Annotated in this window: 19 protein-coding genes; 3 read left to right on the top strand and 16 right to left on the bottom strand. The window is 63.8% G+C overall.

What is annotated here, in order from left to right; genetic code table 11:
- Nucleotides 1–47 precede the first annotated feature (47 nt).
- Nucleotides 48–662: a DUF5666 domain-containing protein gene (locus tag TU79_RS13030; protein WP_057008352.1), complete on the bottom strand. Its 615-nt coding sequence runs from the start codon at nt 660–662 to the stop codon at nt 48–50.
- A 140-nt stretch (nt 663–802) separates the two neighbouring features.
- Between TU79_RS13030 and TU79_RS13035 the strand changes: the two genes are divergently transcribed.
- Nucleotides 803–1,999 (top strand): MFS transporter, encoded by a 1,197-nt coding sequence (locus TU79_RS13035; RefSeq protein ID WP_082638488.1) that lies wholly within the window; start codon nt 803–805, stop codon nt 1,997–1,999.
- Here the strand turns inward: TU79_RS13035 and TU79_RS13040 are convergent.
- The 13 genes from TU79_RS13040 to ccmA form a co-directional block, all read right to left on the bottom strand.
- Nucleotides 1,996–2,400, bottom strand: a complete 405-nt coding sequence (locus TU79_RS13040; RefSeq protein ID WP_057008354.1) for a type II toxin-antitoxin system HicB family antitoxin — start codon at nt 2,398–2,400, stop codon at nt 1,996–1,998. The genes TU79_RS13035 and TU79_RS13040 overlap by 4 nt on opposite strands.
- Before the next feature lie 11 nt (nt 2,401–2,411).
- On the bottom strand, nt 2,412–2,600 hold the full coding sequence (locus tag TU79_RS13045; RefSeq protein ID WP_057008355.1) for a type II toxin-antitoxin system HicA family toxin: 189 nt from the start codon (nt 2,598–2,600) through the stop codon (nt 2,412–2,414).
- A gap of 161 nt (nt 2,601–2,761) precedes the next feature.
- The gene (gene phnN, locus TU79_RS13050) at nt 2,762–3,364 is read right to left on the bottom strand and encodes a phosphonate metabolism protein/1,5-bisphosphokinase (PRPP-forming) PhnN (protein ID WP_057008356.1); all 603 of its coding nucleotides are present in this window, start codon (nt 3,362–3,364) and stop codon (nt 2,762–2,764) included.
- Nucleotides 3,365–3,535: 171 nt separating this feature from the next.
- Nucleotides 3,536–3,931 (bottom strand): hypothetical protein, encoded by a 396-nt coding sequence (locus TU79_RS13055; protein WP_057008357.1) that lies wholly within the window; start codon nt 3,929–3,931, stop codon nt 3,536–3,538.
- A gap of 16 nt (nt 3,932–3,947) precedes the next feature.
- Nucleotides 3,948–5,132, bottom strand: a complete 1,185-nt coding sequence (gene ccmI, locus TU79_RS13060; RefSeq protein ID WP_057008358.1) for a c-type cytochrome biogenesis protein CcmI — start codon at nt 5,130–5,132, stop codon at nt 3,948–3,950.
- Nucleotides 5,125–5,598, bottom strand: coding sequence for a cytochrome c-type biogenesis protein (locus TU79_RS13065; protein WP_057008359.1), 474 nt, complete (start codon nt 5,596–5,598; stop codon nt 5,125–5,127). The genes ccmI and TU79_RS13065 overlap by 8 nt, the downstream gene beginning before the upstream one ends.
- Nucleotides 5,595–6,131, bottom strand: coding sequence for a DsbE family thiol:disulfide interchange protein (locus TU79_RS13070; protein WP_057008360.1), 537 nt, complete (start codon nt 6,129–6,131; stop codon nt 5,595–5,597). The genes TU79_RS13065 and TU79_RS13070 overlap by 4 nt, the downstream gene beginning before the upstream one ends.
- A complete protein-coding gene (locus tag TU79_RS13075) occupies nt 6,128–8,116 on the bottom strand; it encodes a heme lyase CcmF/NrfE family subunit (RefSeq protein ID WP_057008361.1) in 1,989 nt (662 codons plus the stop codon). The genes TU79_RS13070 and TU79_RS13075 overlap by 4 nt, the downstream gene beginning before the upstream one ends.
- A complete protein-coding gene (ccmE, locus tag TU79_RS13080; RefSeq protein ID WP_057008362.1) occupies nt 8,113–8,574 on the bottom strand; it encodes a cytochrome c maturation protein CcmE in 462 nt (153 codons plus the stop codon). The genes TU79_RS13075 and ccmE overlap by 4 nt, the downstream gene beginning before the upstream one ends.
- Nucleotides 8,571–8,747 (bottom strand): heme exporter protein CcmD, encoded by a 177-nt coding sequence (gene ccmD / locus TU79_RS13085; RefSeq protein ID WP_057008363.1) that lies wholly within the window; start codon nt 8,745–8,747, stop codon nt 8,571–8,573. Before ccmD ends, ccmE begins: the two co-directional genes overlap by 4 nt.
- Nucleotides 8,744–9,499 carry a heme ABC transporter permease gene (locus TU79_RS13090; protein WP_057008364.1) on the bottom strand — a complete coding sequence of 252 codons (756 nt, stop codon included), beginning with the start codon at nt 9,497–9,499 and terminating at the stop codon, nt 8,744–8,746. Before TU79_RS13090 ends, ccmD begins: the two co-directional genes overlap by 4 nt.
- A 70-nt stretch (nt 9,500–9,569) precedes the next feature.
- Nucleotides 9,570–10,238, bottom strand: a complete 669-nt coding sequence (gene ccmB / locus TU79_RS13095; protein ID WP_057008442.1) for a heme exporter protein CcmB — start codon at nt 10,236–10,238, stop codon at nt 9,570–9,572.
- On the bottom strand, nt 10,235–10,870 hold the full coding sequence (ccmA, locus tag TU79_RS13100) for a cytochrome c biogenesis heme-transporting ATPase CcmA (protein WP_057008365.1): 636 nt from the start codon (nt 10,868–10,870) through the stop codon (nt 10,235–10,237). Before ccmA ends, ccmB begins: the two co-directional genes overlap by 4 nt.
- A 200-nt stretch (nt 10,871–11,070) precedes the next feature.
- Here ccmA and fliK point away from each other — a divergent pair, with 200 nt between their 5' ends.
- Together fliK and TU79_RS13110 are read left to right on the top strand one after the other, a co-directional pair.
- On the top strand, nt 11,071–12,648 hold the full coding sequence (fliK, locus tag TU79_RS13105) for a flagellar hook-length control protein FliK (protein ID WP_057008443.1): 1,578 nt from the start codon (nt 11,071–11,073) through the stop codon (nt 12,646–12,648).
- Complete coding sequence (locus TU79_RS13110; protein WP_057008366.1) at nt 12,645–12,974, top strand: EscU/YscU/HrcU family type III secretion system export apparatus switch protein; 330 nt, start codon at nt 12,645–12,647, stop codon at nt 12,972–12,974. The genes fliK and TU79_RS13110 overlap by 4 nt, the downstream gene beginning before the upstream one ends.
- Nucleotides 12,975–13,222: 248 nt before the next feature.
- Here TU79_RS13110 and TU79_RS13115 read toward each other — a convergent pair whose 3' ends face one another.
- Nucleotides 13,223–14,449 (bottom strand): molybdopterin molybdotransferase MoeA, encoded by a 1,227-nt coding sequence (locus TU79_RS13115; protein WP_139136767.1) that lies wholly within the window; start codon nt 14,447–14,449, stop codon nt 13,223–13,225.
- A complete protein-coding gene (moaB, locus tag TU79_RS13120; protein ID WP_057008368.1) occupies nt 14,433–14,972 on the bottom strand; it encodes a molybdenum cofactor biosynthesis protein B in 540 nt (179 codons plus the stop codon). The genes TU79_RS13115 and moaB overlap by 17 nt, the downstream gene beginning before the upstream one ends.
- Nucleotides 14,973–14,992 lie beyond the last annotated feature (20 nt).

Here is a 14,992-nt window from a genome sequence, read left to right on the forward strand (position 1 = left end):
CGCTATCGCAGGCAAGCCAGCTCCCACAGTGGTTTTGCATTCGGCAATTACATCGGCGGTGTCACGCCATCCTTCCCGGCAGAGATCGCCTGGGCAGTGACTTTCCCGCCCGCCCCCTGCGACGCGAACAACACCACCTTCACGCCCGGCTTGAGCAACGTGCGATCCCCAGGCTCCAGGTTGACGATCGGCACATCATCCGGCACCACGATCTTCTGCTCGCCGCCCTTGTATCTGACGGTCAACGTACGTCCTTTGCTGACCACCAGGTCGCCGACGGTGCCGTTGGTCATGCTGCTGCCTTCCTTTAAATCGAATGCCCGATGCCCTTCACCCGTGCCGGCCATGGCCGGGGGGAATACGTGGACTTCAAGGGCGGTCAGGGTGCCGTCGGCATTGGGCATGGCAGCCGAGCCGATGTAGCTGCCCGGCTTGATCTGATCAATTTTGGTCAGCGTCACAGCTCGCACCTGGGTGGCCGGGGTAAGGTGCACGACCACGTCTTCGCCGCTGTTGACCTTGACGTGCATGGCATCCCCGTCCATCGCGGTGATGGCGCCGCGTACGCCAACGCGCGGGGCCTCGGCCGCGTGCGCCAGGCCCACCGCCATGGCAGCGGCGAGGGTTGAGGCCAAAATCATCTTATTCAACGTGATCTTCATCGCAGTGGATTTCCTGTTTCGGCAGTTGTGACTGAATGTATCATTGCCCGGCATAAGTAATATCACGCCGAACAGCCTACTCGTCCCAGGGCATTGTCTCTACTCTCGCTCACCATCCTCCCCTGCTTTATGAGAACACCATGAACGCTACGTTCCACGCTGCACCCACCATGACCCGAGGCATGGTGATGCTGTTTGCGTTTTGCTGCGGTGCCATTGTGGCCAACATCTATTACGCGCAGCCGATCATCGAAATGATCGCGCCGGACATCGGCCTGACGCCCGCGATGGCGAGCCTGATCGTGTCGCTGACGCAGATCGGCTATGCCCTGGGCCTGTTTTTTCTGGTGCCCTTGGGTGACCTGCTGGAAAACCGCAAGCTGATGATCACCACCACCGTGGTGGCCATCGCCAGCCTGCTGGGCGCGGCATTTACCGAGCAGCCGAACCTGTTCCTGCTGGTGTCGCTGCTGATCGGCTTCAGTTCGGTGTCGGTGCAGATCCTGATCCCGCTGGCCGCGCACCTGGCGCCCGCCGAATCCCGTGGACGGGTGGTGGGCAGCATCATGGGCGGTTTGTTACTCGGCATTTTGCTCGCACGGCCGGTGTCCAGCCTGGTGGCCGACCACTTCGGCTGGCGCGCGATGTTCATGGCGGCCGCCGCGTTGATGGCGTTTATCAGCGTGGTGCTGATGCTGACCATTCCCAGGCGTCAACCCGACCACAGCGCCAGCTACGGCCAGTTACTGCGCTCTCTGGGCACCCTGCTGCGTGAACAACCGCTACTGCGCCAGCGCGCGTTTTACCAGGGCTGCCTGTTCGCCACCTTCAGCCTGTTCTGGACCGCCGCTCCGCTGGAGCTGGTGCGCAGCCACGGTCTGAGCCAGACACAAATCGCACTCTTCGCCCTGGTGGGCGCCATCGGCGCCATCGCCGCGCCCATTGCCGGCCGTCTGGCCGACGCGGGCCACACCCATCGCGCCTCGCTGCTGGCCATGCTGTTTGCCGCGTTGAGCTTCCTGCCGGCCCTGGTTCATCCGTTGTACAGCGTCATCGGCCTGGCCGTGACCGGCGTGGTGCTGGATTTCTGCGTGCAGATGAACATGGTGCTCGGCCAGCGCGCCATCTATGCCCTCGACGCCAATAGCCGCAGCCGCCTGAATGCGCTGTACATGACCAGCATCTTCATCGGCGGCGCCTTCGGCTCGGCGATTGCCAGCAGTGTGTATGAACACGGCGGCTGGCTGGGCGTGATGCTGGTGGGCAGCGCATTCCCGCTGCTGGCGTTGCTGCGCTTCCTGGGTGCATCACGGCACGCGGCGGTCGCAACCGCCTAGGAACGCACCAACTTCTCCAATGCCGCGTCCGCCAGAAATGACGAGCGGCTTTTGACCTTGTGCTCGCGCACATAGCGGTCGATGCGCTGGATAACATAACCGGGCAAGGTCACATTGACCTTCTCGGTCCGGCCCAGATAGGGCGAAATATCCAGCTCCAGCATCCCCCAGCCCATGCCGGCGTACGCTTCGTCGGCGTGGTGATTGGCCACCGACGTTGGCATCGGAATCACCCCGCCCTCTGCGGCAATCGCCTGCAGCATGATGTGTGCGACTTCCACCGCTGCGTTGTACGCCTCTTCAAAACTGTCCCCGGCGGTGACAGCGCCGGGAATGTCGGGGATCTGGATGCCGGTGGCGGTGAAGTCATCGCCCCATTCGATACAGATTGGGTATTGCATGCATGCTCTCCTTAAAACTGAAACAGACCGGCGCGTTTTCTGATGCTGCTGACGGTGCCCAGCGGCAAATCCTTTTTTGGATGGGGCACCGGGATCGTGTACGGGTTATAGCGGTGGGTAAAAATAGGATGGCTGCCCGTGACGCGATCCAGCACCCAACCTGCTTCCTGCAGTTCCTTGATCAACAACCTGCTTTGCACCTCGGCCTCCTTGGCTTGGCCCGATTAAAGATAACCCTGGAGTTATCTTTACTCAAGCACGAAATTCAGCTGGGTGACTGTCGGTTATGTGACGGGATATTGGGGTAGCGAAGGACGATGCGGATCCAGTGAAGGAGGGGCTTGCTTGATCAGTCAGTTCATCAGGCGACGGTTCCACCGCCATCGGGAGCAAGCCCCCTCCCACACTGGATTTTCAGCAGGACTGACAAGAGATGTTCGACGGTATCTTCCAGAGCGCCGGAATTGTCGAGTACATACAAACCGGCGTCATTACCGGCGATCATCTGCGCCGTGAACCGCGCATTGCGCGCCAGGCGATCCTCGATATCTTCCAACGACTCGCGCCCCCGCGCGATCAGGCGTTGGCGCAACAGGGTGTGATCCACCGTCAGCAACAGCACCCCCATGCCCGGGTAGCGCTCGCGGGTTTGCGCCAGATGCGCACGGGAGCCGTTGACCAGCACGTCCTCCCCCGCCGCCAGCCAGTCGTCGATCTCGCGCGGGATGCCGTAGGACAACCCATTGGCCTGCCAACTGAGGGCAAATGCGCCCTGAGCCAGCAGCGCGGCAAACTGCTCCGGGCTCACACCCTGCGCCGCCTCGCCCACCGCCTCCGCCGAACGCGTGATGACGCGGCGCACGATGCGACAGCCGCGCTCGGCCAAACGTGAGCGCGCAGCATCCAGCAGGCTGTCCTTGCCCGAACCCGACGGCCCGATGAGATAGATCAACCTGCCGGCCATCAATACACCCTGTTTGCTTGTTTTCCAGACATGGGGGCTACCTTACCGGAGCGCGGACCGCCATACACCCGTTGGTAGGCAGAGTCGGGAATACCTCGGCTTGATGGCCGAATAAAATCTGCTGTGGGAGCTGGTTTGCGAGATGGAAGAAGCGACCCGAAGGTCGCCTTGTCATTGTGCGTACTGCTTGCTCAAGCCCGGCGGCACACCCTGCACGTCGGTCTCTTCCCATGGCCCGTTCGGGCTGATGGAGCGGCTCCAGCCGTTGCTCCAGCGGTAGTAGGTGCGCTGGCGGTAGAAGGTGTCGGGCTGCTCTTCCAGCACATACACCTGCATCTTGCCGTCCCAGTGGCTGGCGGCGCCGGGTGGCGGGGCGAAGGTCGGGGATTTGCTCGGCACAGGCTTGGGCTGTGGCGTGACCGGGCCGGAGGGTTGAGTGCTCGGCTGCGTCGACGGGCCCGACGGCGGGATGGTCGGGCCGGTAGGCGCCGGAGGTGGGCGGTGGACCGCGCAGGCACTCAAGCCGAGTACGAGGCTGAGCAGGGTGATGCGTGCAAGGGCGGTCATGGGCGTTTCCTCGAAGTTACGGGTCCGGACTGTCGATGGTCAGCGGCTGCAACGCAGTGGTGCTGCTGGCCAGGGGTTGGCTGCGGCCGATCCACTGGCCGGCGGTTGGAATACCTGCCCGGGATATGCGCGCAACCAGTTGGACTTCAGGGAAGTTGGACAGTTTCAACGACGGCATCATCGCGTCGGCATCTCCCAGTTCAACCGTGATGGGCAGCTCGGCGACGGTCACACGCTTGACCGCCAGCGGCGCGGGCGGTCCCTTCACGGCACGCACGAAGATGAACACGCTGTCGGAGGGCAGGACGTTGGCTTTTACCTCGGCGGACAGGTCCACGCGCACTGTCATCACCGACTGTTGCGCCACCACGCCGCCGTTTTCCTTGAGTTTTTGCGCCGCGCGGTCGATGCCACCCTGCAGCGCGGCGCGGGAATTATCTTCGGCCGGCAACTGCGCCAACAGGCGGTTCCAGTAGTCGATGGCTGCCTGATAGCGCTGGCCCTCGAACGCGGCGATGCCAAGCAGGCCGAGGCTGGTGACTTCCTTGGGATCGAGCTTCAACGCTTCGTCCGTGAGTGCCTGAATCCTGGGCGACCATTGTTTGTTATCGGCAAAATACTGCGCCTGCGCCCACTGCCCGAGCAGTTCCGGCCGGCGCCCGGCCAGGGCCACGGTGCGTTCGAACACCCGGGCGGCATCGGCAGAACGGCCCTGGGCCATATAGGCACGGCCAAGGAAGTACAGGCCTTCGGCCGAGTCGGGCTGGGCCGCAGCGGCGCGCTCCAGGCGGTGGGTCATGTCTTCCATGGACACCGGCGGCCGCGAGAGCTCGCGGGTCAGTTCAACCTTGTCGCTGGCGCCGTAGTGCAAGTACAGCGCAACGCCCAGCACCGGGACCAGCAACGCCGCCAACAATGGCAGCGGTTTGCCCAGGCGCGACTCGCGGGGCAGTTGCACGCCTTCGGTGTCGGCCAATAATTCGCGCGCAGCTTCGGCACGGCCGGTCTCCAATTGCGCAGCGGTAAGTACGCCTTCCTGTTGCTGCACGTGCAGCTCGGCGAGGCGCTCCTGATACAGCGCGACGTTCAGTGCGGTGCGATCCTCTTCACGCTGGGCACGCCGGCCGCGCAACACGGGAATCAACAGAAAACTCAGGGCGGTCAACAGCAGCAAGCCGGCGGCGAGCCAGAAATCAATCATCGGTCTTGGCATCCAGCAAGTGGTCGAGACGTTTGCGCTCCTCAGGGGACAGCGCGTCGGATCCATCGGTCGGTGCAGCACGCCGACGACGCACGATCACCGCCATGACGACCAGGCCCGTCAGCAACAACCCGGCAGGCCCGAACCAGAGCAGCGCGGTTTTGGCGTTGAGGGCCGGTTTGTAGCGCACGAATTCACCGTAGCGGTCGACCATGAAGTCGATGATCTGCTGGTCGTCCTTGCCCTCCCCCAGCATGCGGAAGATCTCTTTGCGCAGGTCGGCGGCGATGGGCGCGTTGGAGTCGGCGATATCCTGGTTCTGGCACTTGGGGCAGCGCAGTTCTTTGGTCAGTTCGCGAAACCGCGTGCGCTCGGCGTCACTGGCAAATTCATAGGTATCGATGGCAGCGTGGGCCACACCGGCCAATCCCAAGACCAGCACGGCAGCGGCAAGCAGGCGCTTCATGGCGTGGCCTCATCGACCAGCGCCTGGTACCTGGCGGCCAGTTGCTCGCGCCACACCGCTTCGTCGATCACGCCGACGTACTTGTCGCGGATCACGCCCCTGGCATCGATGAAGAAGGTTTCCGGAGCGCCGTACACGCCAAGGTTCAGCCCGAGGTTGCCGTCGTCATCGCGAATATTCAGTTGATAAGGGTTGTGAAACTCGGCCAGCCATTTCAGCGCGGCGGCGTTGTCGTCCTTGTAATCGATGCCGTAGATCACCACGCCCTGCTCGGCCAGCTTGTTCAGCACCGGGTGCTCGATGCGGCAGGAGATGCACCAGGTGCCCCACACGTTGACCAGCGCCGGCTTGCCCAGCAGGTCGGCGCGGGTCAGGGCTTTATCGCCCTGCACGCTGGGCAACGAGAATTCGGGAAACGGCTTGCCGATCATGGCCGACGGCAACTCGGCGGGGTTCAGGTACAGCCCGCGATAGAGAAACACCGCCACCAGCAGAAACAGCACCAGTGGCACCAGCATCAACCCTCGCTTCATACCGCAGCTCCTTGCAGGCCGAGGGCTTCGCGCACCCGGGTTTTGACTTTGATGCGATAACGCCGGTCAAGCGCCGCCAGCAAACCGCCTGCGCCGGTGAGCAGGCCGCCGAACCAGATCCAGCGCACGAACGGTTTGACGTGCACGCGCACCGCCCAGGCGCCCTCGCCCAACGGTTCGCCCAGGGCCACATACAGGTCTCGGGTAAAACCGGCGTCGATGCCGGCTTCGGTCATCATCGAACTCTGCACCGTGTACAGGCGTTTTTCCGGGTGCAGCACGGCCACTTCCTTGCCGCTGCGGATGACGCGCACGGTGCCTCTGTCGGAGGTAAAGTTCGGCCCCTCGAAGTGCCTGGCGCCTTCGAAAATAAAGTGGTAACCGGCCAGGTCCATCGATTCGCCCGGCGCCAGGCGCAGGTCGCGCTCGGCGCTGTTCTGGCTGGACAGCACCACGCCCAGCGCGCAGACCGCAATGCCCAGGTGCGCAATCTGCATGCCCCAGTAGCTGCGAGTCAGGCCGGGCAGACCTTTGATCAAGCCTTTGTGGCGCGTCTTGTCGAGGATGTCGCGCGCACCGGCGAGCAATACCCAGCCGGCCAGCAGGAAGGTGGCGAGCACCGCCCAGTTGAAGTCGCCATAGGCAATGCCTGCGATCACCGCCAGGACCACGCTGCCCAGCAACACCGGCAGCAGCATGCCGGCCAGCCACTTCAGCGGGGTGTCTTTCCAGCGCACCAGCATGCCGATCGCCATCACCCCCATCAGCAGGCCCATCAACGGAATGAACAACGCGTTGAAATACGGCGGGCCGACCGACAACTTGGCGCCGCTCAGGGCATCCAGCACCAGCGGGTACAGGGTGCCGAGCAGGATCATCGAGGCGGTCACCACCAGCACCAGGTTATTGCCCAGCAGCAGGGTTTCCCGCGACCACAGGTTGAAGCCCACCTGGCTCTTGACCACCGGTGCGCGCAGGGCGAACAGGGTCAGAGAGCCGCCGACCACGAACAGCAGGAAAATCAGAATGAACACGCCCCGCGCAGGGTCGGATGCAAACGCATGCACCGACGTCAGCACCCCCGAACGCACGAGAAATGTGCCGAGCAGACTGAGGGAAAACGCGGCAATCGCCAGCAGCACCGTCCAGCTTTTGAACACGCCGCGCTTTTCCGTGACCGCCAGCGAGTGAATCAGCGCAGTGCCCACCAGCCAGGGCATGAACGAGGCGTTTTCCACCGGGTCCCAGAACCACCAGCCGCCCCAGCCGAGTTCGTAGTAGGCCCACCACGAACCCAGCGTGATGCCGATGCCGAGGAAGGCCCAGGCGACAATGGTCCATGGCCGCGACCAGCGTGCCCAGGCCGCATCGAGGCGCCCGCCGAGCAAGGCAGCGATGGCAAAGGCGAAGGCCACGGAGAACCCGACGTAGCCCATGTAGAGCATCGGCGGGTGCACGATCAGGCCGATGTCCTGCAGCAACGGGTTAAGGTCGCGCCCGTCCAGCGGGATCTGCGGCAGGATGCGGCTGAACGGGTTGGAGGTCATGATCAGGAACAGCAGGAAACCGATGCTGATCATGCCCATCACCGCCAGCACGCGGGCCAGCATCACCTGCGGCAATTGGCGCGAGAACACCGACACGGCGAACGTCCAGCCGCCGAGGATCAAGGCCCACAGCAACAGCGAGCCTTCGTGGGCGCCCCACACGGCGCTGAACTTGTAGTACCAGGGCAAGGCGCTGTTGGAGTTGTTGGCGACGTAGGCGACGGAAAAGTCGTCGGTCATGAAGGCGTAGGTCAGGCAACCGAACGCGAACAGCAGGAAGGCAAACTGGCCCCAGGCGGCCGGCTGCGCCAGGCTCATCCACAGCCGGTCGCCGCGCCAGGCGCCGAGCAACGGCACCACGGCCTGCACGACGGCAAAACACAGGGCGAGGATCATCGCCAACTGGCCAAGCTCCGGAATAAAGAGTGCGCTGGTCATGGCTTAACCTCCCTGGCCGGGGTTGGCGCGGATTGGCCGCTGTCTTTAAGGGCTTTGGTCACCTCGGGCGGCATGTATTTCTCGTCGTGCTTGGCCAGCACTTCATCGGCCACCACCACGCCCCTGGCGTTGAGCTTGCCCAGGGCAACGATGCCCTGGCCTTCGCGGAACAGGTCCGGGAGGATGCCGCGATAGGTGATGGTCACGGCCTTGTTGAAGTCGGTGACCACGAAGGTCACGTCCAGGGAGTCGCCGGAACGTTTCAACGAGCCTTTTTCCACCATGCCGCCGGCGCGGATCCGCGTGTTCAGAGGCGCTTCGCCGTTGGCGATCTGGGTCGGCGTGTAGAAGAGGTTGATGTTCTGCTGCAGCGCACTCAACGCCAGGCCCACGGCAATGCCGACGCCGGCCATGATGGCGAGGATGATCAACAGGCGCTTTCTACGCAGCGGATTCACTTTTCGGTCTCCCGGCGCAAACGACGCGCCTCTTGTTGCAGGTAACGCTTGCGGGCCAGGATCGGCGCGCCGACGTTGAGGGCCAGCACCGCCAGGCAGATACCGTAGGCTGTCCACACATACAGGCCGTGGTGGCCCATCGCGAGAAAATCACTGAACGACGCAAAGCTCACGGGCGTACTCCCAGGCAGCGCTGTATTTCGGCCTTGGCCCAACTGGCGCGGGCTTCACGCTTGAGCACTTCAAGGCGCATGCGCAGCAGCAGCACCGCACCGAAGAAGCAGTAGAAGCCCAGCACCATCAGCAGCAGTGGCGCCCACATTTGCACCGGCATGGCCGGTTTTTCGGTGAGGGTGAAGGTGGCGCCCTGGTGCAGGGTGTTCCACCACTCAACCGAGTATTTGATGATCGGGATGTTGATCACGCCGACGATGGCCAGCACCGCGCAGGCCTTGGCCGCGCTGTCACGGTTGCTGATCGCGTTGCCCAGGGCAATCAGGCCGAAATACAGGAACAGCAGGATCAGCATCGAGGTCAGGCGCGCATCCCACACCCACCACGAACCCCAGGTGGGTTTGCCCCAGATCGCACCGGTCACCAGCGCCACGGCGGTCATCCACGCACCGATGGGCGCGGCGCATTGCAGGGCCACGTCGGCCAGTTTCATCTTCCACACCAGGCCGACAATGCCGCACACCGCCAGCATCACGTAGCAGGACTGCGCCAGCAGGGCGGCGGGCACGTGGATGTAGATGATGCGAAAACTGTTGCCTTGCTGATAGTCCGGCGGCGCGAAGGCCAGGCCCCAGACCAGGCCGATGCCGATCAGCAGCAGGGCGGCGATGCTCAACCCCGGCAGCAGCTTGCCGCTGATGCCGTAAAACCATTTGGGCGAGCCGAGCTTGTGAAACCAGGTCCAGTTCATTGCTGTTTCTCACGGTTGCGTCTTGCCGTGGCAAAACGCTTAGGGTCTTTACTGGCCAAGCCAGACCTCATTATTCGCCGACGCTGATTTTCAGGCCGGCCGCTATGGCAAAGGGTGTCAGGGTTACCGCCAGGGCGGTCAAGCTGCCCAGCCACAACAGGTAACCGCTCGCCGGCAGGCCCATGAGCGCGGCTTGCAACGCGCCACTGCCGAGGATCAACACCGGGATATACAACGGCAGAATCAACAGGGCCAGCAGCAGACCGCCGCGCTTCAAACCAACGGTCAACGCGGCGCCCACTGCCCCCAGCAAGCTGAGCACCGGCGTACCGAGCAACAAAGACAGTAACAATACCGGCAGACACTCGACGGGCAAGCCCAGCATCATCGCCAGCAGCGGCGCAAGCAACACCAGCGCCAGGCCGGAAAACACCCAGTGTGCCAGCACTTTGGCCAATACCAGAAGCGGCAACGGGTGCGGCGAAAGGACCCACTGCTCCAGGGAGCCGTCTTCGAAATCACTGCGAAACAGCCCGTCCAGCGAGAGCAGCACGGATAACAGCGCGGCCACCCACACCAGCCCCGGGGACAAGGTTTGCAACAGCCCGGCCTCGGGGCCGACTGCCAACGGAAACAGCGCAATGACGATGGCGAAGAATACCAGGGGGTTGGCCAACTCGGCCGGGCGGCGGCACAACAGCCGCGCCTCGCGGGCGACCAGCAGGGCGAACACACTCATGCCGGCCACCGGCTCAGGTCCAGCTCGCGGTAACCGGCGGGCGTGTGCGCGAGGGTGTGGTGCGTGGTGAGCACTACGCTGCCGCCCTGCTCACAGTGCCTGGCCAGGTGCTTTTCGAGTTGGGCGACGCCTTGTGTGTCCAGGGCGGTGAACGGCTCGTCGAGGATCCACAACGGTGGGCCGGGCAGATACAGGCGCGCCAGCGCCACGCGACGTTGCTGGCCGGCGGACAGGGTGTGGCAGGGCACGTCTTCAAAACCCTTGAGCCCGACAGCGGCGAGGGCCTGCCAGATCGCGTCGCGACTGGCCGGGCGATGCAGGGCGCAGAGCCAACTGAGGTTTTCTTCAGCGCTGAGCACGTCCTTGATCCCGGCGGCGTGGCCGATCCAGATCAGGTTGCGTGCAAGCTCGCGGCGTTGCTCGTCCAGCGGTTTGCCGTTGAGCCGCACCACGCCTGCGGTCGGCTGCATCAACCCGGCCAACAGGCGCAGCAGACTGGTCTTGCCGCTGCCGTTGGGGCCGCTGACCTGCACCATGTCGCCCGCAGCGATCCGCAATTCGAGGTGTTCGAACAGCAGGCGCAGGTCGCGTTCACAGGCAAGCGCTATGGCTTCAAGAAGAGGGCTGGTCAAAAGATCGTGGGCCTTTACGGTTCAAGTCGGCGGCGCGGCGGCCGTTATAGAGAGCAGCACAATAACGGCTTCGGCGACTGAATTTAGAGAGCTGGATCAAATGGTTGTGAGGTTTTTAGCGCTCTCTGTGCGCACGGGCGGCATTATACATGCGATGCCCTACGCTAAAGAGGGCAATTTCCCCAGAGATGGCGCGCACGATGACCGGTGAAATCAACCTCCCCACGCTTGCTCCCGCTTCGGCGGCAGGGCCCAGTGCTGCGCCTGCGGTGGGCCAGTTGCTGAAACTGCTGGAGCCACAGATCGGGCTGATCGACGCGGGCAAAACGGCGAATGCCGAAGTCATCGCGCTCAAACAAGGCGGTGAGGCGTTTCAGTTGCTGCTCAAGCTGACGCTCGACGGCGGTCGCCAGACGCTGGTGCAGGCCAGCAGCCCGCAACCGCTGCCGTTGGGCAGTAACGTCGCGGTCAGCCAGACCCAGGCAGGCAACCTGACCTTGAGTCTGCAGCAGGCCATGAGCGCCAATGTCGCCGCCCTGACCAGCCTCGACACCGAGCAGTTGCCGGTGGGCACGCTGTTGCAGGCCAAGGTGCTGACCACCCAGGTGCTGCCCCAGGGCACTGCGCAACCGGCGGTCTACCGCTCGTTGGTCACGGTGCTCAATAACGCACTGGCCGGCGCCACCCTCACGGTGGAAAGCCCGCAGCCGTTGCGGGTGGGCAGCTTGCTCAGCGCCGTGGTGCAGAATGCGCAAACCCTCAATTTTGTGCCGCTGAGCGGGCTCAAGGATCAACTGGCCGTCACCCAGCAGCTCGCGACCCAGCAAAGTCGCCAGGGCTCGCTGGATGCGGTGTTCACCGCCCTGCAGAACCTGCCCCGTGGCGACAGCACCTCAGCCGATCTGCGCGCGGCGGCCGACCGTTTGTTGGCAGCGTTGCCGGACCTGGCCCAGGTGAGCAACCCCAAAGTGCTGGCGCAAGTGATCCAGAACAGCGGCGCTTTTCTTGAGGCTAAATTACTGGTCGGGCAAAACCCGCAGATTCCGCCGCTGGATATGAAAGGCGCGCTGCTGCGCCTGGTCGCCGACCTGCTGCCCGCCCTGCCTGCGTCCACCAACCTGCACGCCATTCTTGCCGCCAACACACTGGCCCAGGCCATGCCTAACTTCGTGCGCAGCCCGTTGGGTACGCTCGGCCAGGTCGGCGCGCGTCAGGCCCCCGCAGGCTTCCCGCTGCCCGAGCGACTGATGGCGAAACTGGAAGGCGAAGGCGACCTGGAAAACCTGCTGCGCCTGGCAGCCGGAGCAATTTCGCGGCTACAGAGCCATCAACTGTCGAGCCTGGAACAAACCGGTCTGACTGCCGACGGACGCCTGCAAAGCACCTGGCAGATGGAAATCCCCATGCGCAACCTGCAGGACATCGTGCCGTTGCAGGTCAAGTTCCAGCGCGAGGAACCGGCGCCGGACAAGGATGAGCCCGAACGCAAGGCCAGCAAGGACGCCAGGCAGATGCTCTGGCGCGTCGAGCTGGCCTTTGACATGGAGCCGCTGGGGCCGTTGCAGGTCCAGGCGCAGTTGAGCCAGGGCAAACTGTCCAGCCAGTTGTGGGCAACACGCCCGTTTACCGCCAGCCTGATCGAAAGTCATCTGGGCACGTTGCGCGAACGCCTGGTGACGTCCGGCATCAACGTCGGCGACCTCGATTGCCATTTGGGCACACCGCCACGGGGCCCCAAAACCGGACTGGAACAACGCTGGGTGGATGAAACCGCATGAATGACGCCCACTCACCCCGCCAGGCGATTGTCCTCAAGTACGACGGCCAGCAGGCGCCGACACTCACCGCCAAGGGCGACGACGCCCTGGCCGAAGCCATTCTCAAGCTGGCCCGGGAAAACGAGGTGCCCATTTATGAGAATGCCGAGCTGGTGAAGCTGCTGGCGCGCATGGAACTGGGCGACAGTATTCCCGAAGAGTTGTACCGCACCATCGCGGAGATCATCGCGTTTGCGTGGACGCTGAAAGGTAAATTCCCGGTGGGCTACGACCCGGATGCAGGGCCGGTGGAGCGCGACGTTACCGAGCGCGGCGACGATTACTGAACCACCCAGGATTCACTGTGGCGAGCGGGCTTGCCCCGCGTTGGGGTGCGAAGCGCCCCCATTAAAGAGCACGCGTTATACCTGACACTGCTCAGCGCCTGGTTTGGGGGCTGCTGCGCAGCCCAACGCGGGGCAAGCCCGCTCGCCACAGAGATTGGGTCACCTGAAATTTCAGGCTTTAAAATCAACAGGTTATTTTTTGTTTGATCCAAGAGAGGGCTTACCCTCGCCCACAGTGGGATCGGTGGTCAGTTCATGACTTCGCTCAAGGGGATGAAGCTGACGCGGTCTCCGAGAGCCAGCGTGGTGCCTTCCAGCACTTCCACAAAACCCTCGGCCCACGCCGCACTGCGCAGCACGCCGGAGCTCTGGTTGCGGTAGATGATCGCCTGGCCCTGCTCGATGCGTCCGCGCAGGTATTCGCGGCGGTTGCCCGGTTTGGGCCAGACGAATCCCGCCGGTACGTCGAAACGCAGGGGCTCGACGTCGGGCACGCCCTGGCGGCGCAACAGGTAAGGCCGAGCGAGCAACGCAAAGGTCACCAGGGTGGACGCCGGGTTGCCGGGCAGGCCGATCACCGGCACGCCACGAAAATGTCCGAACGTCAGCGGCTTGCCAGGTTTGATCGCGAGCTTCCACAAGGCCAGTTCGCCTTCTTCACGCAGAGCGATGCCAAGGAAGTCCGCTTCGCCCACGGAAACACCGCCGGTGGACAGGATCAGGTCGACGCTGCCAAGGCCGGCCAGGCGCGTGCGGGTCTGTTTCAGATCGTCTGGCAGGATGCCGGCGTCGATCACTTCGCAGCCCATGCGCGTCAGCCAACTGCACAATACGCGGCGGTTGCTGTTGTAGATCTGGCCAGGACCGAGGGGCAAACCGGGTTCGATCAACTCATCGCCGGTCGACAGCACGGCCACGCGAACGCGGCGCACCACGTCCAGGCGATCACGTCCAAGCGAGGCAGCCAGCCCCAGTTCGATCGGGCCCAGGCGCGTGCCGGCGGCCAGAACCTGCTCACCGACCGTGGTTTCCTGACCCTGGGGCCGGATGTTCTGCTGCGCCTGCAACGGCTCGCTGAAACTCACACGCTCATCCAGGTGAACAACCGCGTTCTCCTGCATTTCGACGCAGTCGGCGCCCTCCGGCACCGGCGCACCGGTGAAGATCCGTGCACAGGTGCCTGCCGCCAGCGGCGCTGGCGCCTGGCCGGCGAAGATGCGCTGGCTCACCGCCAATGGCTCGCCGCTCCAGTCCGCCAGGCGTAGCGCATAGCCGTCCATGGCACTGTTGGGCCAGGGCGGCAGGTCGAGGGTGGACACCAAATCCTGCGCCAGCACGCGACCATCGCAGTCAGCCAGCGTCAGCACGTCACGTTCGGTAATGCGCGCCGCGTCGGCCATGTCCAGCAAGCGTTGCAGGGCCTCTTCCAGCGGCATCAGGGCGCCGGTCCTGCCAGGCTTACCCACGTGATTCACAGGGCTCGGCCTGCTTCAAATGGGGCACGAAGTTGCAGGGGCGATGGCGGTTATCCAGTTGCTCGGCGAGGATGCCATCCCAGCCGGTGCGCACTGCATTGGTGGAGCCCGGCAGGCAGCACACCAGGGTGCCATTGGCCAGGCCGGCCAGGGCGCGGGATTGCACGGTGGAGGTGCCGATATCGGCCACGGAAATCTGGCGGAAAAGTTCGCCAAAGCCATCGACCTGTTTGTCGAGCAGGCAGCTTACGGCTTCGGGCGTGCTGTCGCGGCCGGTGAAGCCGGTGCCGCCAGTGATCAACACGACTTGCACCACGTCTTCGGCGATCCAGTGGGCCACCTGGGCGCGAATTTTATAGAGGTCGTCCTTGAGCAATACGCGTTCGGCCAGACGGTGGCCGGCGGCGGTGAGACGGTCGACGAAGACCTGGCCCGAGGTGTCGGTGTCCAGGGTGCGGGTGTCACTGACGGTCAGTACGGCAATATTCAGGGGTACGAAAGGCGCATCAGCCTTGGCTTTCATGGCTCGGTCCGGTTGTCGAA

The organism is Pseudomonas trivialis (genome assembly GCF_001439805.1).
GTDB lineage: Bacteria > Pseudomonadota > Gammaproteobacteria > Pseudomonadales > Pseudomonadaceae > Aquipseudomonas > Aquipseudomonas trivialis.